The 23,255-nt window shown below is 72.7% G+C and carries 19 protein-coding genes and 2 pseudogenes; 11 read left to right on the top strand and 10 right to left on the bottom strand.

Annotated features, from left to right (window positions below; all coding sequences use genetic code 11):
• Window positions 1-4 precede the first annotated feature (4 nt).
• The 7 genes and pseudogenes from tal to OO68_RS08605 all read left to right on the top strand — a co-directional run bounded on the left by tal (window position 5) and on the right by OO68_RS08605 (window position 7,953).
• Window positions 5-1,150: a transaldolase gene (gene tal, locus OO68_RS08635; RefSeq protein ID WP_033307620.1), complete on the top strand. Its 1,146-nt coding sequence runs from the start codon at window positions 5-7 to the stop codon at window positions 1,148-1,150.
• A complete protein-coding gene (locus OO68_RS08630; RefSeq protein WP_106974293.1) occupies window positions 1,147-2,733 on the top strand; it encodes a glucose-6-phosphate dehydrogenase in 1,587 nt (528 codons plus the stop codon). Before tal ends, OO68_RS08630 begins: the two co-directional genes overlap by 4 nt.
• Window positions 2,730-3,665, top strand: coding sequence for a glucose-6-phosphate dehydrogenase assembly protein OpcA (gene opcA, locus OO68_RS08625; protein WP_033307619.1), 936 nt, complete (start codon window positions 2,730-2,732; stop codon window positions 3,663-3,665). The genes OO68_RS08630 and opcA overlap by 4 nt, the downstream gene beginning before the upstream one ends.
• Before the next feature lie 56 nt (window positions 3,666-3,721).
• Window positions 3,722-4,820 (top strand): annotated as a pseudogene (locus OO68_RS43845) (glucose-6-phosphate isomerase); the annotation flags it as partial.
• Between the two features lies 1 nt (window position 4,821).
• Window positions 4,822-5,706: a phosphogluconate dehydrogenase (NAD(+)-dependent, decarboxylating) gene (gene gnd / locus OO68_RS08615; RefSeq protein ID WP_033307617.1), complete on the top strand. Its 885-nt coding sequence runs from the start codon at window positions 4,822-4,824 to the stop codon at window positions 5,704-5,706.
• A 2-nt stretch (window positions 5,707-5,708) separates the two neighbouring features.
• Window positions 5,709-6,296 carry a histidine phosphatase family protein gene (locus OO68_RS08610; RefSeq protein WP_033307616.1) on the top strand — a complete coding sequence of 196 codons (588 nt, stop codon included), beginning with the start codon at window positions 5,709-5,711 and terminating at the stop codon, window positions 6,294-6,296.
• Window positions 6,297-6,486: 190 nt separating this feature from the next.
• The gene (locus OO68_RS08605; protein ID WP_033307615.1) at window positions 6,487-7,953 is read left to right on the top strand and encodes a hypothetical protein; all 1,467 of its coding nucleotides are present in this window, start codon (window positions 6,487-6,489) and stop codon (window positions 7,951-7,953) included.
• Here OO68_RS08605 and OO68_RS08600 read toward each other — a convergent pair.
• Window positions 7,940-9,736: a bifunctional sugar phosphate isomerase/epimerase/4-hydroxyphenylpyruvate dioxygenase family protein gene (locus OO68_RS08600; protein WP_033307614.1), complete on the bottom strand. Its 1,797-nt coding sequence runs from the start codon at window positions 9,734-9,736 to the stop codon at window positions 7,940-7,942. The two genes, OO68_RS08605 and OO68_RS08600, sit on opposite strands and share 14 nt — an antisense overlap.
• 15 nt (window positions 9,737-9,751) lie before the next feature.
• The gene (locus OO68_RS08595) at window positions 9,752-10,627 is read right to left on the bottom strand and encodes a shikimate dehydrogenase (protein WP_033307613.1); all 876 of its coding nucleotides are present in this window, start codon (window positions 10,625-10,627) and stop codon (window positions 9,752-9,754) included.
• A 143-nt stretch (window positions 10,628-10,770) separates the two neighbouring features.
• Here OO68_RS08595 and OO68_RS08590 point away from each other — a divergent pair, with 143 nt between their 5' ends.
• The 3 genes from OO68_RS08590 to OO68_RS08580 all read left to right on the top strand — a co-directional run bounded on the left by OO68_RS08590 (window position 10,771) and on the right by OO68_RS08580 (window position 14,436).
• Complete coding sequence (locus OO68_RS08590; protein WP_033307612.1) at window positions 10,771-11,436, top strand: TetR/AcrR family transcriptional regulator; 666 nt, start codon at window positions 10,771-10,773, stop codon at window positions 11,434-11,436.
• Window positions 11,437-11,599: 163 nt separating this feature from the next.
• Window positions 11,600-12,964, top strand: coding sequence for an MFS transporter (locus OO68_RS08585; RefSeq protein ID WP_033307611.1), 1,365 nt, complete (start codon window positions 11,600-11,602; stop codon window positions 12,962-12,964).
• A 239-nt stretch (window positions 12,965-13,203) separates the two neighbouring features.
• Window positions 13,204-14,436, top strand: coding sequence for a serine hydrolase domain-containing protein (locus tag OO68_RS08580; RefSeq protein WP_033307610.1), 1,233 nt, complete (start codon window positions 13,204-13,206; stop codon window positions 14,434-14,436).
• Window positions 14,437-14,439: 3 nt separating this feature from the next.
• On the opposite strand, the gene OO68_RS08575 is transcribed toward OO68_RS08580, so the two are convergent.
• From OO68_RS08575 to ribA, 3 genes are all read right to left on the bottom strand, one after another.
• On the bottom strand, window positions 14,440-15,597 hold the full coding sequence (locus OO68_RS08575) for a saccharopine dehydrogenase family protein (protein ID WP_033307609.1): 1,158 nt from the start codon (window positions 15,595-15,597) through the stop codon (window positions 14,440-14,442).
• Window positions 15,587-16,648: a saccharopine dehydrogenase gene (locus tag OO68_RS08570; protein WP_033307608.1), complete on the bottom strand. Its 1,062-nt coding sequence runs from the start codon at window positions 16,646-16,648 to the stop codon at window positions 15,587-15,589. Before OO68_RS08570 ends, OO68_RS08575 begins: the two co-directional genes overlap by 11 nt.
• A gap of 144 nt (window positions 16,649-16,792) precedes the next feature.
• Window positions 16,793-17,452 (bottom strand): GTP cyclohydrolase II, encoded by a 660-nt coding sequence (gene ribA / locus OO68_RS08565; protein ID WP_033307607.1) that lies wholly within the window; start codon window positions 17,450-17,452, stop codon window positions 16,793-16,795.
• Between the two features lie 41 nt (window positions 17,453-17,493).
• Between ribA and OO68_RS43840 the strand changes: the two genes are divergently transcribed.
• On the top strand, window positions 17,494-18,222 hold the full coding sequence (locus tag OO68_RS43840; protein ID WP_078625228.1) for a creatininase family protein: 729 nt from the start codon (window positions 17,494-17,496) through the stop codon (window positions 18,220-18,222).
• A gap of 158 nt (window positions 18,223-18,380) precedes the next feature.
• On the opposite strand, the pseudogene OO68_RS47510 reads toward OO68_RS43840, so the two are convergent.
• From OO68_RS47510 to OO68_RS08540, 5 genes and pseudogenes are all read right to left on the bottom strand, one after another.
• A pseudogene (locus OO68_RS47510) lies at window positions 18,381-19,460 on the bottom strand (lysylphosphatidylglycerol synthase transmembrane domain-containing protein); the annotation flags it as partial.
• On the bottom strand, window positions 19,457-20,419 hold the full coding sequence (locus tag OO68_RS08555) for a class I SAM-dependent methyltransferase (protein WP_403551872.1): 963 nt from the start codon (window positions 20,417-20,419) through the stop codon (window positions 19,457-19,459). The gene OO68_RS08555 and the pseudogene OO68_RS47510, both read right to left, overlap by 4 nt.
• Window positions 20,420-20,502: 83 nt before the next feature.
• A complete protein-coding gene (locus OO68_RS08550; RefSeq protein ID WP_033307982.1) occupies window positions 20,503-21,675 on the bottom strand; it encodes a glycosyltransferase family 4 protein in 1,173 nt (390 codons plus the stop codon).
• A 29-nt stretch (window positions 21,676-21,704) separates the two neighbouring features.
• The gene (locus tag OO68_RS08545; protein WP_033307605.1) at window positions 21,705-22,103 is read right to left on the bottom strand and encodes a 6-pyruvoyl trahydropterin synthase family protein; all 399 of its coding nucleotides are present in this window, start codon (window positions 22,101-22,103) and stop codon (window positions 21,705-21,707) included.
• A 170-nt stretch (window positions 22,104-22,273) separates the two neighbouring features.
• A complete protein-coding gene (locus OO68_RS08540) occupies window positions 22,274-23,254 on the bottom strand; it encodes a zinc-dependent alcohol dehydrogenase (RefSeq protein ID WP_033307604.1) in 981 nt (326 codons plus the stop codon).
• Window position 23,255: the final 1 nt, after the last annotated feature.

Here is a 23,255-nt window from a genome sequence, read left to right as displayed (position 1 = left end):
GAAGATGATCACTGTGACCGAAGCGACCGCTACCGCGGGAGCACTCCAGCGCCTGTCCGACGAGGGCGTGTCGATCTGGCTCGACGACCTGTCGCGCCGGCGGATCGAGTCCGGCGGCCTGGCCGGGCTCGTCGCCACGCGGAACGTCGTCGGCGTCACCACCAACCCGTCCATCTTCCAGGCCGCCATCGGCTCCGGTGTGGGCTACGAGGAGCAGCTCGCCGACCTGGCGGTGCGCGGTGTGACCGTCGACGAGGCCGTCCGGATGATGACGACCGCCGACGTCCGGGCCGCCGCCGACGTGCTGCGGCCGGTGTACGAGGCGAGTGGCGGCCGGGACGGCCGGGTCTCCATCGAGGTCGACCCGCGCCTCGCCCACGACACGGCGGCGACCGTCGCCGAGGCCCGGCAGCTGGCCTGGCTGGTGGACCGCCCCAACGTGATGATCAAGATCCCGGCGACGAAGGCGGGCCTGCCGGCGATCACGGAAGTGATCGGAGCGGGTATCAGTGTCAATGTGACGCTGATCTTCTCCCTGGAGCGCTACCGCGAGGTGATGGACGCCTACCTCGCCGGCCTGGAGAAGGCGCGGACGGCCGGGCTCGGCCTGTCGGCGATCCACTCGGTCGCGTCGTTCTTCGTCTCCCGCGTGGACTCCGAGATCGACAAGCGGCTGACGCTGCTGGGCACGGACGAGGCCCTCGCCCTGAAGGGCCGGGCGGCCCTGGCCAACGCCCGGCTCGCCTACGAGGCGTACGAACAGGTCTTCGAGGGGGAGCGCTGGCAGGCCCTGGAAGGCGCCGGAGCCAACCGGCAGCGCCCCCTTTGGGCCTCCACCGGTGTGAAGGACCCGGCCTACAAGGACACCCTGTACGTGGACGAGCTGGTCGCCCCCGGCACGGTCAACACCATGCCGGAGGCAACGCTGAACGCCGTCGCCGACCACGGCGACGTCCGGGGCGACACCGTCACCGGCGGCTACGACCGGGCCCGCGCGGACCTGGCGGCCGTCGAACGGCTCGGCATTGCATACGACGAGGTGGTGCGGCAACTGGAGGACGAGGGCGTGGCCAAGTTCGAGGTGGCCTGGCAGGACCTGCTGGACGCGGTCACCAAGTCCTTGAACAGCAAGGGAGTTGACGCGGAATGAGCGAGGGCATCGAGGGCATCCCCCAGACGGCCGAACAGGAGACCAAGGGGACCAAGGAGGACAAGGAGGCCCGGGCCGCGCAGGAGGCGGCCGGGGTCGAGCAGACCGGGGTGAGCGGCACGGCGGAGGCCGCCCCGTCCGTGGACCGCGCCGACACCGACACCGACACCGACTTCGTCAACCCGCTGCGCGACCCGCAGGACCGCCGGCTGCCCAGGATCGCGGGCCCCTCCGGGCTGGTCATCTTCGGCGTCACCGGCGACCTGTCCCGCAAGAAGCTCATGCCGGCCGTGTACGACCTGGCCAACCGCGGCCTGCTGCCGCCGGGCTTCTCGCTGGTGGGCTTCGCCCGCCGGGACTGGGAGGACCAGGACTTCGCGCAGGTCGTGCACGACGCGGTGCGTGAGCACGCCCGGACCCCGTTCCGCGAGGAGGTCTGGCAGCAGCTCGCCGAGGGCATGCGGTTCATCCCCGGCGACTTCGACGACGACACGGCGTTCAAGCAGCTGCGCTCCGCCGTGGAGGAGCTGGACGCCTCCCGGGGCACCAGCGGCAACTACGCCTTCTACCTGTCGGTGCCGCCGAAGTTCTTCCCGAAGGTCGTCCAGCAGCTGAAGAAGCACAAGCTGGCGAGCGCCCCCGAGGGTTCCTGGCGCCGCGCGGTCATCGAGAAGCCGTTCGGGCACGACCTGCGGTCGGCCGAGGAGCTCAACCGCATCGTGATCTGGAACCGGTCCTTCGTGGACCACGTGCAGATCACCATGGCCGAGGACATCGGCATCGGCGGCCGGGCCGGGTACTACGACGGCATCGGCGCCGCCCGTGACGTCATCCAGAACCACCTGCTCCAGCTGATGGCGCTCACCGCGATGGAGGAGCCGGCCGCCTTCGACGCCGCCTCGCTTCTCACCGAGAAGCTGAAGGTCCTCAAGGCCGTGCGGCTGCCGCAGGACCTGGGCCAGGGCACCGTGCGCGGCCAGTACGCGGCGGCCTGGCAGGGCGGCACGAAGGTGCGCGGCTATCTGGAGGAGGACGGCATCGACCAGTCGTCCACCACCGACACGTACGCCGCGGTCCGGCTCCAGGTGGACAACCGCCGCTGGGCCGGCGTCCCGTTCTACCTGCGCACCGGCAAGCGGCTGGGCCGCCGGGTGACGGAGATCGCGGTGGTCTTCCAGCGGGCCCCGCACTCCCCCTTCGACTCCACAGCGACCGAGGAGCTGGGCTCCAACGCGATCGTCATCCGCGTCCAGCCGGACGAGGGCATGACGGTCCGCTTCGGCTCGAAGGTGCCGGGCACCTCAATGGAGATCCGGGACGTGACGATGGACTTCGCCTACGGCGAGTCGTTCACCGAGTCGAGCCCCGAGGCGTACGAACGGCTGATCCTCGACGTCCTCCTGGGCGACGCCAACCTGTTCCCCCGTCACCAGGAAGTGGAAGAGTCCTGGAAGATCCTCGACCCGATCGAGCAGTACTGGGCCATGCACGGCCGGCCCGCGCAGTACGCCTCGGGCAGCTGGGGACCCGAGGAAGCCGACGAGATGCTCGCACGAGACGGACGGAGCTGGCGCAGGCCATGAAGATCGACCTGACCGACACCACGGCAAGCAAGATCAACAAGGCGCTGGTGCAGGGCCGCCGCGCCATCGGCACGCCCGCCGTGGGCATGGTCCTGACGATGGTGATCGTCACGGACGAGGAGAACGCCTACGACGCGATCAAGGCGGCCGAGGAGGCCTCGCACGAGCACCCCTCGCGCACCCTGGTCGTCATCAAGCGGCACGCCCGCACCCCGCGCGACCGCCAGTCCTCCCGGCTGGACGCCGAGGTCCGGGTGGGCGCTGACGCCGGCACCGGCGAGACGGTGATCCTGCGGACCTACGGCGAGGTGTCCGACCACGCCGACTCGGTCGTGCTGCCGCTGCTGCTGCCGGACGCGCCGGTGGTGGTGTGGTGGCCGGTGGACGCCCCCGAGGTGCCCTCCAAGGACCCGCTCGGGGCGCTGGCCCAGCGGCGGATCACCGACCTGTACGCCGTCGAGAACCCCCTGGAGACGCTCCAGACCCGGGTCCGCTCCTACGCGCCCGGTGACACCGACCTCGCCTGGACCCGGCTGACGCCCTGGCGTTCGATGCTGGCGGCGGCGCTGGACCAGGCCCGGGCGCGGATCGTCTCGGCGGCGGTGGAGGCCGAGGCCGAGAACCCGGCCGCCGAGCTGCTGGCCCGCTGGCTGGAAGCGCGGCTGCACGTCCGGGTGGACCGCGTGGTCACCGCCGGGCCGGTGGTGACGGCCGTGCGCCTGGGCACGGAGAACGGGGAGATCGTCATCGACCGCCCCGAAGGGCCGCTGGCCACGCTGACCCTGCCGGGCCAGCCGTCGCGCACCCTCGCGCTCAAGGTCCGTGCCACCTCCGAACTCATCGCCGAGGAGCTGAGGCGCCTCGACGCCGACGAGATGTACGCCATCGCCCTGAACGGCGCGGCGACCGAGGAGACCCCTGCCCATGTCTGACTCCCCCTCCGGTACCCCCCGGCTCACCCGGCGGCCCGAGTGGACCGCCCTGGAGGACCACCGCAAGGACGCCCCGCAGCCCGGTCTGCGCGAGCTGTTCGCGGCGGACCCCGGGCGGGGTGCACGCCGTGCTCGACAAGATGGCCGCCTTCGCGGACCGGGTGCGCTCCGGCGAGTGGACCGGCCACACCGGCAAGCGGATCCGCAACGTCGTCAACATCGGCATCGGCGGCTCCGACCTCGGCCCGGCGATGGCCTACGAGGCGCTGCGGCCGTTCACCGACCGGGAGCTGACGTTCCGGTTCGTGTCGAACGTGGACGGCTCCGACCTCCACGAGGCGGTGCGCGACCTGGACCCGGCGGAGACGCTGTTCATCGTGGCGTCCAAGACCTTCACCACGATCGAGACGGTCACCAACGCCACGTCCGCGCGCTCTTGGCTGCTGGAGGGGCTGGGGGGCGACGAAAAGGCGGTGGCGAAGCACTTCGTCGCCCTGTCGACCAACGCGGAGAAGGTCGCCGGGTTCGGCATCGACGTCGACAACATGTTCGAGTTCTGGGACTGGGTCGGCGGCCGCTACTCGTACGACTCCGCGATCGGCCTGTCCCTGATGATCGCGATCGGCCTCCACGACGCCCAGTCGCACGCGGTGCTGCCCTACAGCCACTACCTGTCCAAGTTCACCGCCTACCTCCAGCAGCTCGACATGGAGTCCAACGGCAAGTCGGTTGACCGCGACGGGAACCCGGTGGACTGGCAGACCGGGCCGGTGGTGTGGGGCACGCCGGGCACCAACGGGCAGCACGCCTATTACCAGCTCATCCACCAGGGCACCAAGCTCATCCCGGCCGACCTGATCGGCTTCGCCCGGCCGGTCGCCGAGCTGAGCGACGAACTGAAGGCCCAGCACGACCTGCTGATGGCCAACCTTTTCGCGCAGGGGCAGGCGCTGGCCTTCGGCAAGACCGCCGAGGAGGTGCGGGCCGAGGGCGTGGTGGAACATCGACTCCTTCGACCAGTGGGGCGTCGAGCTCGGCAAGGTCCTCGCCAAGCGCGTCGAGCCCGCCCTGACCGAGGGCGCCGACGTCCCCGGTCTCGACCCGTCCACGGCCGCGCTGGTGGCCGCCTACCGCAATCTTCGGGAAGTGAACTGACATGCAGATCGGTCTTGTGGGTCTCGGCAAGATGGGCGGCAACATGCGCGAGCGCCTGCGCAACGCCGGCCACACCGTCATCGGCTACGACACCAACCCGGACAAGTCCGACGTCGCCAGTCTGGCCGACCTCGTCAACCAACTGGAGGCGCCGCGCACGGTCTGGGTCATGGTCCCGGCCGGTGACCCCACCCAGCACGTCATCGACCGTCTGGCGGACCTCCTCAAGCCCTACGACACGGTGGTCGACGGCGGCAACTCCCGCTGGACGGACGACGAGAAGCACGCCGAGGAGCTGAGCAAGCGCGGCATCGGCTTCGTCGACGCGGGCGTCTCCGGCGGCGTGTGGGGCCTGAAGAACGGCTACGCCCTGATGGTCGGCGGCGAGAAGGAGTACGTCGACCGGCTCCGGCCGATCTTCGAGGCGCTCAAGCCGGAAGGCCCGTACGGCTTCGTCCACGCGGGCAAGGTGGGCGCCGGGCACTTCGCGAAGATGGTCCACAACGGCATCGAGTACGCCATGATGCAGGCCTACGCCGAGGGCTGGGAGCTGCTGGAGGCCGTGGACTCGGTCGACAACGTCCGCGAGGTGTTCCGCTCCTGGCAGGACGGCACCGTCATCCGCTCCTGGCTGCTGGACCTCGCGGTCAACGCCCTCGACGAGGACGAGCACCTGGAGGGCCTGCGCGGTTACGCCCAGGACTCCGGCGAGGGGCGCTGGACCGTGGAGGCGGCGATCGACAACTCCGTGCCGCTGCCCGCGATCACCGCTTCCCTGTTCTCCCGGTTCGCCTCCCGGCAGGACGACTCTCCGCAGATGAAGATGATCGCGGCGCTGCGCAACCAGTTCGGCGGCCACGCCGTCGAGTCCGCGAAGAAGGCGTAGGCGTGGGCGATCTGCTGCTGGTCCGCCACGGCGAGACGGAGTGGAGCCGGAGCGGACAGCACACCAGCTTCACCGACCTGCCCCTCACCCCGCACGGTGAGGAGCAGGCCGCCTCCCTCGCCCCGCTCCTGGCGGGCCGTGCCTTCGCACTGGTCCTGACCAGCCCGCTCGCCCGCGCGGTGCGCACCGCCGAACTCGCGGGCCTGACCGGGACCGTGCGGGACGCGGACCTGCACGAGTGGTACTACGGCGCCTACGAGGGCGTCACCACCGAGGAGATACACCGCACCCGGCCCGACTGGGACCTGTGGACCGACGGGGGGCCGCCCGGCCCCGACGGCCGGCCCGGCGAGTCCCCCGAGGAGGTCGGCGAACGCGCCGACCGGGTGCTGGCCCGGGCGGAGAAGTCGCTGCCCGAGGGCGATGTGATGCTGGTGGCGCACGGGCACTTCCTCCGCGTCCTGACGGCCCGCCGGCTGGGTCTGCCCCCGGCGCGGGGGCAGTTGTTCCGGCTGGAGACCGGCACGGTCAGCCGGCTGTCGACCGAGCACGGCCGACCCGTGATCGCGGAGTGGAACTCCAGGGCGTAACGAGCCCCGGCCGGAGGTGAGAGCCTGCTTCTGAACCCCCGTCGTCCGCGCGGAGCGCGGGCGCAGCGGCGTTCGGTGCGTGCCCTCGGCGTGCGGCGAGGGTGCGTGCCGGGCGTCGGGGCGCAGGCGGGGGTTCATAAGCGGGCTCTGTGTTGACAGCCTCCGGCCGGGCGCGTCAGAGTCCCCGCTGATGGAGATCACCGACATGACGCCCGCCGAGGAGCGGGTGTGGCGCGCCTTTCCGCGCGGGGAGAACGTGGACCTCCGGGACCAGGGCGACGAGGATCCGACGCGGGGCGCGGAATGGGGTCCCGAACGGACCGTGCGGGCGTCCGTGGTGCGGGCCCTGCTGCTGAGCTCCCCGCAGGAGGACGGGGAGACGGCCGCCCTCCGGCTGGCGGGCGCGCGGATCACCGGGGTGCTGAACCTCCAGTACAGCGACATCGACCACGCCGTCCGGCTCAGCGACTGCTTCTTCGAGGACGTGCCCGTCCTGTACGCGGCCCGGCTGCGCCAGCTGAACCTGCGCCGGTCCGTACTGCCCGGCCTGGAGGCCGCCACCCTGCGCGTCGACGGCGTCCTGCGCCTGTCGGACTGCCTCATCGACGGGCCCGTCAAGCTCGGTGGCGCGCAGCTCTCCGGTGCCCTGTTCCTGGACGGTGCCGACATCGGCCAAGCGCCCCCGGGCCAGCCGGTGCTCCAGCTCAACCATGTGACGATCGGGGACGGTCTGTCCGCGCCGGGCCTGCGGACACGCGGCGAGGTGCGGCTGACGGGCGCCTCGGTGGCCGGGACGATCGACTTCAACGAGACGCGGCTGGAGGCCGGCGCCGGAGAGATCGCCCTCGACGCGGAGACGCTCACGGCGGAGGGCGACGTCCTCCTGCGCAGCGCGTCGGTGCTCGGCTGGATCGGCCTGCGCGGCGCCCGCGTCACGGGAAGGCTCAACCTGTCGCACGCCCGCCTGGTGAACCCCGGGGGCCCGGCGCTGCGCGCCGGCAGCTGTGTCATCGGGGAACTCTGGCTGCGCGAGAGTCCCCCGCTGGAGGGCACGCTCAACCTGCGCCGCGCCCAGGTGGACGTGCTGTGGCTGGAGCCGGAGGTGATCCCGCCAAGGGTCCTGCTCGACGGCCTCGTCTACACCTCGCTCACTCCGCACGTGCCCGCCCGGCGCCGCCTGACGATGCTGGAGCGCGACGGCGACGGCTATGTCCCGCACGCCTACGAGCAGTTGACCGCCGCCTACCGGCGGATCGGCGACGACCATGCCGCCCGGCGCGTCCAGCTCGCCAAGCAGCGCCGCCACCGCGGCACCCTGCCCTGGTACGGCCGGCTGTGGGGCTATGTGCAGGACGCCACCGTCGGTTACGGCTTCCGCCCGCTGCGGGCGGCGGGCTGGCTGCTGTCGCTGCTCGTGATCGGCTCCCTCACGTTCGCGCTGCACCATCCCCGGCCGCTGAAGGCGGACGAGGCCCCGCAGTTCAACCCCGTGTTCTACACACTCGACCTGCTCCTGCCCGTGATCTCCTTCGGGCAGGAGGGCGCCTTCGCGCCCGCCGGCCGGTACCAGTGGTTCTCCTACGCCCTGGTCGTCACGGGCTGGACGCTGGCCACCACCGTCGTCACCGGCATCACCCGGACCGTCAGCCGCCAGTGAGCGCCCGCACCGCGTGCTGCGCGGCCAGCCGTACCGGGGCGTTGACGGCGCCGTAGCCCCGGTAGCCGCCGTCGCGCTGGACCAGTTCGAAGAAGACCCGTCCGACGGTGCGGGTGTAGCAGTGGCGGAAGACGCCGTGGGCGTCGCGGTCGTAGAGGATGCCGAGGTCGCGGTACGTCTCCAGCTCGCCGTCGGCGAATGCGAAGCGGGCGGCGAGGCCGTCGTAGTAGTTCGACGGGACCGGCAGCGGACTGCCGCCCGCCTCCCGGAAGCGGCGGGCCGCGGCGACCACGTCGTCGGTGGCCAGGGCGATGTGCTGGGCGTGGACGGTGTCGTCCGTGGGCGCGGCGCCGACGGTGAGGGCGATCCGGACACTGCCGTCGGCGTTGGTGACGGCGCGGCTGCGCAGCAGGCCATAGGGGTCGGCGACGTCCACGCTCCCCTGGGCGTGCAGGCCGAGCACCCCGCGGTGGAAGAGGGCCGCCTCGTCGAAGTGGTGCCAGGGCTGGGTGAGGGCGAGGTGGTCGATGCCCCGGATGCCCGCCTGCCCCGGCGGCCGGCCCGTGTCCTCGAAGTCGGCCCGCCAGCCGGGCCGTTGCGGGCGGTCGCCGGCGCAGAAGAACAGCTCCGTGCCGTCGGGAGCGGCGACGGCGTCCAGCGGGGCGTCCCCGGGGGCCCGGCGGCGCGGCAGGACGGGCGCGAGCAGCGCCTCGGCGCGCCGGGCCGCCGCGGCCGGGTCCGGTGACTCCAGGCCGATCGCGGCGAGCCGGGCGCCGTCCCGGCGGACGGCCGGCCCGGTGTTGACCAGGATCCGGGCGTCGCCCTGCTCCCAGAGGCCGACGGGCTTGCCGCGATGGCGTGCGGTGCGGGTGAAGCCCAGGGCGCCGAGCAGCGCGGCCAGGGGTTCGGCATCGGGCGTGACCAGTTCGGCGAAGGCGACACCGGTGGGGACGACGGGACCGGGCAGGGGAGCCTTGCCCACCTCCTCCTGGAGCAGCAGCAGGGAGCGCCGGGCGTCGACGGCGGTCGCTCCGGCCTCGGACTGCCGGAAGACGTCGTTGAAGACCTCCAGGGACAGCGGGCCGTCGTAGCCGGTGGCCAGCACGTGCCGCACCAGGCCCGCGACGTCGAAGCCGCCCTGGCCGGGGAAGCAGCGGTAGTGGCGGCTCCACTGGAGCACGTCCATGGCGAGCAGCGGGGCGTCGGCGAGCTGGAGGAAGAAGATCTTCTCGCCGGGGATGTCCTCGATGCCCTGCGTGCCGGTGCCGCGGGAGAGGATGTGGAAGCTGTCCAGGCAGGTGCCGAGCGCCGGGTGCCCGGCCGCCTCGACGATGCGCCAGGCGTGGTCGTAGGTGCTGACGTGCCGGCCCCAGGCGAGGGCCTCGTAGGCCACCCGGACACCGGCTTCCCGGGCCGCGTCGGCGAGCCGGCTCAGCTGTTCGGCGGCGAGGGCGTCGTCGTCCACCGCCTGCGGGGAGACGCTGGAGCAGACGAGGACCGTGTCGGCGCCGAGCCGGCGCATCAGCTCGAACTTGTGCCGGGCCCGCCGCAGGTTCCGGGCGAACTCGGCCTCGGGCACGGCCTCGATGTCCCGCATCGGCTGGTAGAGGTCGATCCGCAGGCCGAGGTCGGCGCAGCGGGCGCGGACGTCCTCGGGGGTGAGGGGGCTGGCCAGCAGGTCGTTCTCGAAGATCTCCACCCCGTCGAAACCGGCCCGGGCGGCGGCGTCGAGTTTCTCGGTGAGGGAGCCGCTGAGGGAGACGGTGGCGATGGACGTGCGCAACGGCGGTACCTCTTTCTAGTTCGAAGCCCCGACGGTTCCGGCCAGTTCGGTCAGGTCCGCCAGCATCCGCGCGGCGTCGGGTTCTTGGCCGGTGAACAGGCGGAACGCGTCGGCGGCCTGGAAGGCGGCCATGCCTCCGCCGTCGAGGGTGGCGCAGCCCAGAGCCCGGGCGGTGCGCAGCAGCTCGGTCTCCAGCGGCCGGTAGACCACCTCGGCGACCCAGAGTCCGGGGTGGAGCAGCTCGGCGGGCAGGGGCAGACCGGGGTGGGCCGCCATGCCGGTGGGCGTGGCGTGGACGATGCCGTCGGCCTGCGCGAGCAGCTCGGTCCGCCGTTCCGGGGGCGCGGCGGCGGCGCGTCCTTCCCCGAAGGCGCGGTTGAGGGAACCGGCCAGGGCGGCGGCCCGCTCGGGCAGGGCGTCGACGACCGTGACGCGTTCGGCGCCGAGGGTGAGCGTGGCGTGGGCGACGGCCGCGCCCGCACCGCCGGCGCCCAGCTGCACGACCCGTTCCAGTGGCGCGTCGGGCAGCCCGCGGGCGAAGGAGGCGGCGAAGCCGGTGACGTCCGTGTTGTGGCCGACCGCGCGGCCGTCCTCGAAGACGACGGTGTTGACCGCGCCCAGCGCCTCGGCCTGCGGGGTGAGCGCGTCCAGGTGCTCGATGACGAGCTGTTTGCAGGGGTGGGTGATGTTGAGCCCGTCGAAGCCCAGGTCGCGGGCGGCCCGCAGCAGATCGCCCACGGCCTCGGGCGGCACACCGAGGGTGTCGATGTCGATCGGCCGGTACACCAGGCGCAGGCCCTGCCGGCCGGCCTCCCGCTCGTGCAGGGCCGGACTGAGCGACGGGCCGATGCCGGAACCGATCAGACCGACGAGATACGACCTGTGGGGCACGCGCGCCTCCTGAGGGGCTCACTAATGTACGAACCAGTACGTTAGCTATATCAGTCGGGGACGAGCCCGGGAAGACCCCCGCGGCCGGGCGGGCCCCTGCTTCTAGAATCACCGGCACCGGCCCCTCCGCCCTAAGGAACCTGATGACCAGCGTCGAAGAACCGGCACGGCCTGGCGAGCGCATCCGTGACGCGGCCCGCACCCGGGCCGAGATCCTCGACGTCGCCACACAGGAGTTCGCGCGGGCCGGCTACGACGGGGCCCGGGTGGACGAGATCGCCGCCCGCACCCGCACCACCAAGCGGATGATCTACTACTACTTCGGCGGCAAGGAACAGCTGTTCACGGCTGTGCTGGAGCGCGCGTACGGGGTGATCCGGGAGGCCGAGCAGCAGCTCGACGTCGACCACCTGGACCCGGTGGCGGCCATCCGGCGCCTGGCGGAGCTGACCTTCGACCACCACGAGCAGCACCCCGACTTCATCCGCCTGGTCAGCATCGAGAACATCCACGAGGCGCACCACATCGCGGCCTCCGAGAAGCTCGGGAAGATCGGCTCCCCCGCCCTGGACGTGATCCGCCGGATCCTGGCCTCGGGCCAGGAGTCGGGCCTGTTCACGGCGGACGTCGACGCCGTCGACCTGCACGCGATGATCTCCTCGTTCTGCTTCTTCCGGGTCTCCAACCGGCACACCTTCGGCGCGCTGTTCGGCCGCGACCTGCTCGACCGGGCACAGCGCGCGCACTACCGCGCCATGCTGGGCGACATGGTGATCGCGTATCTGACGGCGGAGCGGACGGCGGACTGAACCCCCGGAGCGCGACCCCTTGACACCGGCGGCACTCCGGCGCAGCATCACTGGCCACCCCCAGTTAACTACCCAGTGGGTTAATTAGCCGCGATCCGGCACGTCCCCCTCTGCTCTCCGTTCATCCCACTCCGCCCTGGGCGGAGCCCGCCAAGGAGCCGCCGTGTCCGTCCCCGCCATGCCCTCAGGGTCCGCCGCCCCGCCCGGTCAGCCCAGGAAAGCCGCGACCGCCGCCTGGATCGGCAGTGCCCTGGAGTACTACGACTTCTTCATCTACGGCAGCGCCGCCGCGCTGATCTTCCCCGAGGTGTTCTTCGACGAGTCCGACCCGGCCACGGCGACCCTGCTGTCGCTGGCCACGTTCGGTGTCGCGTACGCCGCCCGGCCCGTCGGCGCGCTGGTGCTCGGGCACTTCGGGGACAAGCTCGGCCGCAAGAAGATCATGGTCTTCACGCTGATGCTGATGGGCCTGTCGACGTTCCTCATCGGCTGTCTGCCGACCCGGGAGCAGGTCGGCGGCCTCGCCCCGGTCCTGCTGGTGCTGTGCCGGGTGCTCCAGGGCATCTCGGCGGCCGGTGAGCAGGCCAGCGCCAACTCCATGACGCTGGAACACGCCCCACCGGGCCGGCGCGGCTTCTTCACCAGCTTCACCCTCAGCGGCACCCAGGGCGGCCAGCTGCTGGCCACGCTGGTCTTCATCCCGGTCGCCGCGATGCCCGAGGAACAGTTGCTGTCGTGGGGCTGGCGGCTGCCGTTCTGGCTGAGCGTCGCGGTCGCCGTGGTCGGCTGGGTCATCCGCCGCAAGCTGGACGAGACGCCGGCCTTCGCCCGGCAGGCCGCGGCGGACGGCGTGGCCAGGATGCCGCTCGTGGTCCTGCTGCGCGAGCACTGGGCGGACGTGCTGCGGGTGATCGCGGGCGCGCTGGTCGCCTCGGTCAGCACGATCTTCACGGTGTGGGCACTGGCGTACGCCACGAGCGACGCGGTCGGCATGTCGCGTACGGCCATGCTGTGGGTGGGGGCCCTGGCCAACGTCGTCGCGCTCGCCGCGATCCCGCTGTGGGCGACGCTGTCCGACCGGATCGGGCGCCGCCCGGTGTTCCTGATCGGCGCGGCCGGCAGCGCGGTGACGATGTTCCTGTACCTGTGGGCGGTCTCCACGGGCTCCTACCCTCTGACGTTCCTGACGGGCATCGTCTGCTTCGGTGTGGTCTACAGCGCCGCGAACGGTGTGTGGCCCGCCTTCTACGGCGAGATGTTCGCGACCCGGGTGCGGCTGTCCGGCGTGGCCGTCGGCACGCAGATCGGTTTCGCGGCGGCCGGGTTCGCGGTGACGTTCGCGGCGCGGATCGCGGGGCCGGGCGGCGACGACTGGTCGGCGGTGGCGCTGTTCACGGCGGCGTTGTGCGTGCCGCCGGTGATCGCGGCGGTGTCGGCGCGGGAGACGCACCGGGTTCCGACGGAGTCGCTGGGGGAACGGGCCGGGCTCGGGGGCAAGGCCTCGCGGCCGGAGAAGGTGACGGCCTGACGCCGGCGTTTGCTCCGGCTGCTTCCGAGGCCCGGTCGTGAATGGTCCTCGGGTGCGGGTGCGTGGGGGCTGGTCGCGCAGTTCCCCGCGCCCCTGAAGGGCGTTGCCCCGCTGCCCCTCAGGGTCCCTCACCCGTTCTTGCGCGATCACGAACCGTTCCTGCACGACGACGGGGGTCTGAGGCGGCCCGGGCGGGGTATGCCGGATCTCATCTCGACCAGCGCGACGGGAGAAGAGCCATGGCACAGCTGCGACAAGAGATCGATCCGGGTGAGGCCGGGCTGGATCCGCAGGTGCTGGGCCGCCTGGACCGGCACTTCGCCCGGCTGGTCGACGACGGGCGCCTGCCGGGCTTCCTCGTCTCCGTCGCCCGGGCCGGGCGCGTCGCGCATCTCACCACGCACGGCCTGCGCGACATCGCGGCCGGGCTCCCGGTCGAGCCCGACACGCTGTGGCGGGTGTACTCCATGACGAAGCCGGTCACGGCGGTCGCCGCGCTGCTGCTGGTGGAGGAGGGCCGGCTCTCGCTGGACGACCCGGTCGCCGACCACCTGCCCGCCTTCGCCGACCCGCGGGTCCACGTCGGCGGTTCCGGGGCGGAGGTCGAGACCCGCCCCGCCGAGGGCCCGATACTCGTCCGGCATCTGATGACCCACACCGCGGGCCTGACCTTCGGCTTCTACCACACGCACCCCGTCGACGCCCTGTACCGCGCGGCGGGCCTGGAGTCGTCGGTGCCGCCGGGCGCGGACCTCGCCGAGACCATCGAGGTGTACGCGAGCCTGCCGCTGCAGTTCGAGCCGGGGACCGAGTGGAACTACTCGGTGGCGAGCAACGTCCTGGGCCGGATCATCGAGGTCGTCTCGGGGCAGCCGCTCGACGCCTTCTGCGCCGAGCGGATCTTCGCACCGCTCGACATGGCGGACGCGGGCTTCCACATCACGCCGGCCCAGGCGCCCCGGCTGTCCGAGATGTACGGGGAGAAGGAGGGCGGCGGCATCGAACCGGCCCCAGGGCTCCCGCTGCACGGCCGGCCGCGGTTCCTGTCCGGCAGCGGCGGCATGGTGTGCTCGGCCCACGACTACCACCGCTTCATGGAAATGCTGCGCCGCCGCGGCGAACTCGACGGCGTGCGGCTGCTCGCCCCGGGGACCGTGGAGCTCATGACCCGCAACCACCTGCCCGGCGGCGCCGACCTGCGGGCCTTCGGCAGCCGCCCGGCCCACGACGAGCCCGGCAACGAGGGGCTCGGCTTCGGCATCAACTGCTCCGTGGTGATCGACCCGTCCCGCACCCAGGTGCCGTCCGGGCTCGGCGCGTTCGGCTGGAGCGGCGTGGCCACGACGACGTTCTGGGTGGACCCGGGCCGCGACCTGACGGTGCAGTTCATGACGCAGGTGCGGCCCAGGACCTCCCACTCGGTCTTCAAGGACCTGAAGCGGCTCGTCCACGAGGCCCTGTCGGACCGTTGACCGCTACTGGTCGACGCGCAGGGTGAACTCCACGCCGTCCCGGGCGAGTTCCCGCAGCCACTGTCCGGAGCGGGCGGCCGTCTCGGCCGCGCGGTTCAGGCCCGGCGGCAGGGAGCCGTCCAGAACGTGCCGGACACCCAGCGCGAGGGTCCGGGAGACACAGCGGGCCATCGCGCTCTCCTCGGCGTCGCCCACCAGGTCGAGGAGGTAACCGCCCTGCCACGACCGCCCCGACGCGGGGCGCACGTCCAGCGAGACTGCGAGGACGACCCGGTCGTGGTCGTCGTCCGTGGTGGGGTAGGCGGCGGCCAGCTCCCTCGCGAGGGCGGCGATGCGCCCGTCATCGCCCGCCTTGAGCTCCTCGAAGACACCGTCCCAGGCCTTCAGCCAGCCCTCCAGACGCAGGGTGCCGCGCACGAAGGTGCGCGGTGTCCAGGCGTCCGGCAGCCCGTACTGCGCGACGAAGGGCACGCTGTCGCGGTTGGGGTAGACCTCGAAGGTCTCCCCGTCGACGACATGGCGCCGGGTGGCCTCCCAGGGCCGCTCGGCGACTGTCTGCTCACCGCCCTCGATGTAGCGGGCCGGGGAGCGCAGGGCGCCCAGGACACCCGCGGGTGCCCAGCTGAAGCGGTACGTGAAGTCGTTCGGGACGGCGGGGACTCCGCCGCAGTACGACGTGAGGGTGTACGAGGCGGGCGTCTCGTCGCCGATCGCCGCACGGGCCCGGGCGACCAGGTCATGGGCGAACAGGTGGTCGATGCCCGGGTCGAGCCCGGCCTCGGTGAGGACGACGAGCCCGGCCCGCTCAGCGGCCGGCACCTGTTCCAGCACCGCGTCCGACACATAGCTGGAGCACGCGAAGTGCGCCCCCTGACGTACGCACTCGGCGAGCAGCGGGGCGTGCTCCGGCGCGGGCAGCATCGACACGACGACATCGCCCGGCGCGAGTTCGGAGGCGAGCGCGGGCAGCGTGTACGCGCGGGGCTCGGCCCGGCCGGTGAGACCCAGTCTGCCGAGGGCCTCCGCTGCGCGGGCCTCGGTGCGGTGCCAGAGCCGGACGCGCTCGGCGGTGTCGCACAGGGCGGCGAGGCCGCTGCCCGTGGACAGTCCGGCTCCGATCCAGTGGACGGTGCCGCTCACCGCCGCCGGTTCAGTGGTCATGGGGCGCCCCCTTGTCGAGGCCGAGTGCACGGGACGCGTCACGGAACCGGTCCAGGCAGCGCCCCCAGGCTCCAAAGACGCCGAAGTCGAGCAGGTGGGGCAGCAGGGCGGCCGAGAAGTCGGTGCTGGACTCCAGCGGCAGCAGGGAGGGGAGGTTGTCGATGGCGATGAGGTCGAGCGGGGGTGCGTCGCGCAGCCGCCGTACGGGCTCGTCCCAGGTGGTGGTCTCGTCGTACACCGGGAGGACGTTGAGCGGGGAACCGACGTCGCAGGTCACGTCGCACAGGGTGCGCAGGCGGCGGCCGGGGGTGTCGAGGTCCTGCTCGCGGAGGAAGGGCGGGACGGGTGTGGTGGCGAGGACCGCGTTCACCATCACGTCGTGCCGCAGCAGCGCGGGGCGGTCGAGGTCGCGGGTCTCGGCGAGGTCCCAGCAGGTCGGGTCGGCCCCTGCGGTGGCGAAGGCGGCGCGGGCGCCGCGGCCGCTGCGGCCCAGGGCGCCGATGACGAGGCCGGTGAACCCGGCGTCGTCAGCGGCGGGTTGCAGCGTCGCGTCCAGGTCCTCCTTGGTGGTCGGCGTCAGCGGTGCCCGCAGCCGGCCCCGGTGCCGGAGCACGGCCAGGGCGGCGCCGAGATAGCCGGCCCAGAAGCCGAAGGCGGCGAGGCGCCGCCCGGTGTCGTCCACCAGGTACTCCAGGTCGAACAGCGCCCCGCCCCCGGCGGCGAACCGGCCCAGCAGCTCCGCCGCTCCCGGCTGGCCCTTGTAGGCGTGGCCGAAGAAGATGTGCCGGTGCGTCAGCCCGGCCGGTTCCCCGGGCAGTTCCTTCAGGCCGAGCACGACGGCGTCCCGGGGCGCCGTCACCCAGGAGCCGGCGGGGGCGACACGGCAGCCGGCCGCCTCGTACTCCTCGATCGGGAAGACCCGCTGCGGGGACTCCTCGACGGTCAGTTCCACTCCGTGCCCGACGAGCCGCCGGGCGTCGTCGGGCACGATCGGAGTGCGTCGCTCGGTCGTTCGGGCCTCGTGGCGCAGCCACAGATGGAGCTCGGTCATACCAGGTGGGCCTCCGGCGTGAGGCGTCGGCCGCTGAGGGCCGACGCTTCTGGGGCGGACGTCCACGAAGCGTACGCGGCCCGGCTGCGGGTCGCGCACGGATTCGCCCAGGTCACGTCGGGGAGCCCGGACCGGCCGGGGTGGTCAGGAGGAGCTGACCACCGCGTCCAGGTGCGGCAGGTGATGGTCGAGGCGCTCCCGCTTGGTGCGCAGGTAGGTGATGTTGTTCTCGCACGGCGGGATCAGCAGCGGGACCTGCTCGGCGACCTCGATGCCGTGGTCCACCAACGCCTCGCGCTTGCGCGGGTTGTTGGACATCAGGCGCACCGACCGCACGCCGAGGTCCTCCAGGATCCGGGCGGCGACACCGTAGTCACGGGCGTCGACCGGCAGGCCCAGGGCAAGGTTGGCCTCGACGGTGTCGAGCCCCTCCGCCTGCAGGGCCATCGCGCGCAGCTTGGCGAGCAGGCCTATGCCGCGGCCTTCATGCCCTCTGAGGTAGACCACGACGCCCGCGCCCTCGGCGACGACCGCGCGCAGGGCGGCGTCGAGCTGGTCGCCGCACTCGCAGTGCTGGGAGCCGAAAGCGTCGCCCGTCAGGCACTCCGAGTGCAGCCGGATGAGGACGTCGTCCGTGCCGATCTCGCCGTAGACCAGCGCGACCTGTTCGTCGCCGCGGTCGTGGTCCATGTAGCCGATCGCCTGGAATTTCCCGTACACGGTGGGCAAGGGGGCATTCACGACGCGTTCCACGCCGGTCCGCTGGGGTGCCTTCTTGCCGAGTACGCCAATGTTGTCTGTCATGATTCTCGAGTTCCTAAGCAGAGACGAAAGGCCGTGACGTTATGAGTGATCTGGTGCCGGCGGACACCACGGAAGACGTACGGACGCGGGGCGCCGGTGTCTCACGGCAGGTCGCGGTGCTTCCCGTGGGGAGCTTCGAACAGCACGGTCCGTACCTCCCGCTGGCGACCGACACGCTCGTCGCCTGTGCCGTCGCGCGGGAGATAGCCGGCGCGTACCCGGTGCACCTCCTTCCTCCGGTGACGATCTCGTGCTCGCACGAGCACGCGGCCTGGCCGGGGACCGTCAGCATCTCGTCGGTGACCCTTCATGCGGTGGTGCGGGACATTGCGGCGTCGCTGCGCCGGTCCGGGGTCGACGCCCTGGTGGTGGTCAACGGGCACGGCGGCAACTACGTGCTGGGCAACGTGGTTCAGGAGTCCTCCGCGCGGGGCGAGCGGATGGCGCTCTTCCCGGCCGCGGAGGACTGGGAGGCGGCGCGCGAGCGGGCGGGTGTGGTCACCTCGCTGCTCACCGACATGCACGCGGGGGAAATCGAGACCTCCGTCCTTCTGCACGCTCATCCCGAAATGCTCCGTCCCGGTTATGAGACTTCCGATTTCGTCGCTGACGACCGGCGTCATCTGCTCACCCTCGGCATGTCCGGCTATACCGATTCCGGTGTCATCGGTCGTCCTTCGCTGGGTTCGGCGGAAAAAGGGAAGGAACTCCTGGCGAGCCTGGCGGATTCCTTCGGGGCGTATTTCTCGATGCTGACCTCCGACGCGTAGTCACCCTGCGGCGCGGGAGCGGGTCCCGGGGCCTGTGCGGTGGCCCGGGACCCGGCCCGCAGGCCCGCGTACCAGCGCGCGACGAGCACGATCAGGCCGGGCAGGCTGGCCACGAGGCTGAGCACCCCGTAGACGACCGCGACGGCCAGTCCCCGGCCCGCGCCGAGCCCCGCGGCGCCGAACGCCCAGGCGGTGACGCCCTCCCTGGGCCCCCAGCCGCCGACGTTCAGCGGCAGGCCCATCGCCAGCAGGGCGAGGACCGCGAGGGGCAGCAGGACGGCCACGGAGGCGGCGGTCCCGGCGACGCGGGCGGCGAGTACGAACATCGCGACGTAACCTGCCAGCACCACCACGGAGGAGACAACCACTCCGGGCCCGTTCCGGCGCGACAGCAGCCCTTCACGGGCCTCGGCGAGGACCGCCCGCAGCCTGCGGCCGCGGGGGGAGGGCGCCGGGCGGTTCATGCGCAGGGCGAGGACGACGGCGAGCGCGCCCAGGGCGGCCAGGGCCGCGAGCGGGGCGATGTGCCGGGCCTCGTCCAGCACCGGGGACGGCATGACCAGCAGGACGACGGCGCCGACCGCGAACAACGCGATCTGCCCGGCGGTCCGTTCGAGGACGACGGCCTTCACGCCCCGCCGCAGATCCCCCTCGCTCTGCCCGTGCCGCACGGCCCGGTGCACATCGCCGAGGACGCCGCCGGGCAGGGCCGCGTTCAGGAACAGCGCGCGGTAGTAGTCGGCGACGGCCGGCCCGAACGGCAGCCGGATCCTGAGCCCCCGGGCGACGATGGCCCACCGCCACGCGCTGCACACGGTGGTGACGAGCCCGATGCCGAGCGCCAGCAGCAGGGACACCCCGTCGATCCGCCGCAGCCCGTCCAGGAAGACGCCGGTGCCGAGCCGCCAGAACAGCACCGCCAGGATGACGATTCCGGCGATGGTGCCGAGATGCGTACGCACCGCGGGAGTGGCGAGCCGGGCGAGGGCGGTACGGATGGCTCCGCGCGGAGTGGGGCCGGGGTTGTCCGGGCCGGCAGGGGGCTGCGGGGAGGCGGCCGGGCCGGCCGGGGTCGAGGCGGCGGGGGCGCTGCTGTCGCCCACGGCCGCGCGCGGCACGGCCGTGGCGGTCCGGGCCGTGCCCGCCGCACCGGACACCGGCACCACACAGGTGCCGCTCACGGGACGGCTCTCGGCGGGCGTGGTGCGCGGGCGCGTTCCCGTCGCCTGGGGGGTCATGACGCTCCGCCCACCGGGCGGGACAGGGCCAGGAGGTCGACGTGGTGGACGGTGACGTGCAACTCGCCCGCGGCCAGGGCCGCCAGCCGCTTGGTCAGGTAGACGTCGGCTTCGGCCCGCAGCTCGGGGCGCTCCTCGACGGCGGCGCCGACCCAGCCGCGCAGCCACTGCTCGGTGAGCGCGGCCTGCTCGGGGCCGAGCCGCCAGGGGCTCGGGTGCAGCCGTACGGTCGCGCCATGCTCGGAGAACGCCTCGGCCGCCGCCGTGACCGCGTCGGGGCCGAGCAGGCCGTCGCGGCGCTGGTGGTCGTTGAAGGCCTGGGCGAGCTCCGCGTCCAGCGGGTGCGACGGGGTCAGTTCCACCCGGCCGGCGACGGACAGCGTCAGCAGGGCGGGGCAGCCGGCTCCGGCGCACGCGGCGGCGAAGGTGTCGATCTCCGCGCGGGTGAGGACGTCCAGCAGGGCCGACGCCGTGACCAGGGACGCGCCGTGCAAGGCGTCCGGGGTGAGACGGGCGATGTCACCGCGCCGCGTCTCCACGGAGACCCGGCTGCCGTCGGCGGCCGAGCGCGGGGAGGCGACGGCGGCGAAGTGCAGCAGGTAGGGGTCGCGGTCGTGCAGGATCCAGTGCTGGGCGCCGTCCAGGCGGGGCGCGAGCCAGCGGCCCATGGAGCCGGTACCGCAGCCCAGGTCGTGGATGACGATGCCCGACCTGCCCGGCAGGTTGGCGAGCCGGATCCGCAGCGGGTCGAGCAGGTCGTGCGCCCGCGCGGCGGCGTCGGCCGGCTCCCGCAGCTCCAGCCACTCGGGCGCGTAGCGGGGCGGGTCGTCCGGGCCCGCTTCGCGCAGTTTGACCGTCGGGCGCGAGCCGGGCTTGCCGCTGGGCCCGGCACCGGGGATGACGCCCCCGGGGGTCTGCCCCGGACCGAATTCGACGCTGGAGCCCAGGCCCGGCGTCATGCCGCCCGTCACTCCCGTGACCTCCCTCGGTCCGGGCTGGGCCGCAATCGCCCCGCTCTGCTGGGTCGTCGTCGCCGGGTTCGTCATGCTGACCTCCGGGGTTCGGTCGGGAGCCGGCGCAGCACCGCCGCCAGGCTCTGTGCGGTCGTCGCCCAGCCGTCGAGCGCGGCGCGGCGGCTGCGGGCGGCGGCCTTCAGGCGGCGTCGTACGTCCGCCTCGCCGAACCAGCCGCGCAGTTCGGCGGCGATGGCGGCGGGGTTCTCCGGCGGGACGAGGATGCCGGGGACACCGCCGTCGGGCGCGCGGCCGACCGCCTCCGGCAGTCCGCCGACGTCGGTGGCCATCACCGGGATGCCGCGTGCCAGGGCCTCGGTCACGGCCATGCCGTAGGTCTCGGCGTAGGAGGTGAGGACCATCAGGTCGGCGGTGGCGTAGCTGGCGTCGAGCGCGGGGCCCGACTTCGGCCCGGCCAGCTCCAGCCGGTCCTCCAGGCCGTGCTCGGCGATGAGGGACCGCAGGTGGGCGACGTACTCCGGGTCCTGGGTGAGCGCGCCGACGCACACGCAGCTCCACGGCAGTTCGCGGACGGCGGCCAGCGCCTCGACCAGCCGGTGCTGGCCCTTGCGCGGGGTCACGGCGGCCACGCACAGCAGGCGCGACACACCGTCGGTGCCGGGCGCGAGCGGCGCGATGTCGGCGCCGGGTGCCGCGACGTGGACCCGCTCGGGCGGCAGGCCGTGGTGGGAGACCAGGCGGCGGACGGCCCAGTCGCTGGTGCCGATCACCGCCGGCACCGCCCGCAGCACCGTCCGCTCCTTGGCGTCCAGTTCGGCCGCGACCGCCGCGTCCAGTCCCGTCTCGTCGCCGAGCGGGAGGTGGACGAGGACGGCCATGCTCAGCCGTTCCGCCTCGGGCACCACGATCTCCGGCACGCCGCAGGCCACCAGCCCGTCGAGCAGAACGGCCGCCCCGTCGGGCAACCCGCTCAGGGTGCGGGCGAGTTCCGTGCGGGCGTCGGCCCCCGGCCGGGGCCAGTCACCGGCCACGGCGTGCTTGGTCACCTGCCAGCCGAAGCCGGGCAGGTCCAGGCAGACCCGCCGGTCGTAGGCGTTGCCGCCGCTGGGCGCCGCCGGGTCGTCGACGCCGCCCGGCAGCACGAAGTGCACGGTGCGCAGGGACATGGGGATGATCTCGGCGTTCTTCAGGGAAGCGTGCTGCACGGGAACATAATTCAGCCGCGCCGGCGCCGGACCCATGTGCTCGGGCCGCTCGATGGACGTGTCGGTCACAACGCACGCTCGTAACTCGCCCAGGCGATGTGCGACTCGTGCAGCGTGACGCTGAGGCCCGCGATGCCCTTGGCACCCTCGCCCAGCGCCCCCTTGTGGATGCGCTCGGCGAGCCGGTCGGCGATGACCTTGGCGAGGAACTCCGTGGAGGTGTTGACTCCCGCGAAGTCCGGCTCGTTGTCGAGGTTGCGGTAGTTCAGCTCGCTGACGACCGCGCCGAGTTCCTGGGTGGCCAGCCCGATGTCGACGACGATGTTGTCGTCGTCCAGCTGCTCGCGCCGGAACGTGGCGTCCACGAGGAACGTGGCCCCGTGCAGGCGCTGGGCCGGTCCGAAGACGTCGCCACGGAAGCTGTGGGCGATCATGATGTGATCGCGGACGGTGATGCTGAACAACGGACGACCCTCCAGGTGCGGCGCGTCTGTTCCCCGCTCTGGTGCCGGGGATGCCGAGTAGTACGGCTCGTTGCCTTCCCCTGTTCAGCCGTCCGTACGTCTTTTCTCAGGTCAGGCGCTCTTGTCGTGGCGAAACTCGTACCGGATGGAACGAATCGTCAGCCGATGCGTCAATCGCTCTCGTCGTAACGGACGCGGTGGCACAGCGCGGGGACCTCGCCGGAGACCAGCCTGGGCAGCACGTCAGGCAGGTCCTGGAAGGGGGACTCGCCGGTGACGAGCGCGTCGAGCGCGGGGTCGGCGAGCAGGTCCAGGGCGACCGCGAGCCGGTCGGCGTAGGTGCGGTTGGGGCGGGCCGGGGAGACGGTGCCGACCTGGCTGCTGCGGATGACGAGCCGCCGGGAGTGGAAGGCCTCACCGAGCGGGAGGCTGACCTGCCGGTCGCCGTACCAGCTGAGTTCGAGGACGGTCCCCTCGGCGGTGAGGAGTTCCAGGGACCTGGCGAGGCCCGCTTCCGTGGCACTGGCGTGCACGACGAGGTCGCGGTCCCCGTCGGCGTCCTCGGGGGTGGCGAAGCCGACTCCGAGCGCCTCGGCGGTCTTCGCGCGGGACGGGTCGGCGTCGACCAGCTGGACGCGGACGCCGGGGAACCGGGCGAGGAGGGCGGCCACCGAGCAGCCGACCATGCCGCCGCCGACCACGGCGATCCGGTCGCCGACCAGGGGCGCGGCGTCCCACAGGGCGTTGACGGCGGTCTCCACGGTCCCGGCGAGCACGGCCCGTTCGGCGGGCACGGTGTCCGGGACGGGGGTGACCGCGGTGGCCGGTACGACGTAGCGCGTCTGGTGCGGGTAGAGGCAGAAGACGGTGCGGCCGGCGAGTTCCCGGGGTCCTTCCTCCACCACGCCGACGTTGAGGTAGCCGTACTTGACCGGGCCCGGGAAGTCGCCTTCCTGGAACGGCGCGCGCATGGCGGTGTGCTGGCTGGCGGGCACGCCGCCGCGGAAGACGAGCGTCTCGGTGCCGCGGCTCACGCCGGAGAACAGCGTGCGGACCAGCACCTCGCCCTCGCCGGGCGCCGGCAGGGTGACGTCCCGGATGGCGCCTCGCCCAGGCGAGTCGATCCAGAACGACCGTGCGGTGTGCTTCATC

Source organism: Streptomyces iakyrus (assembly GCF_000717055.1).
In the GTDB taxonomy this organism is placed as follows: Bacteria; Actinomycetota; Actinomycetes; order Streptomycetales; family Streptomycetaceae; genus Streptomyces; species Streptomyces iakyrus.
Note: the sequence above shows the minus strand (reverse complement) of the source record. Positions and strands in the feature narration are given on the sequence as shown.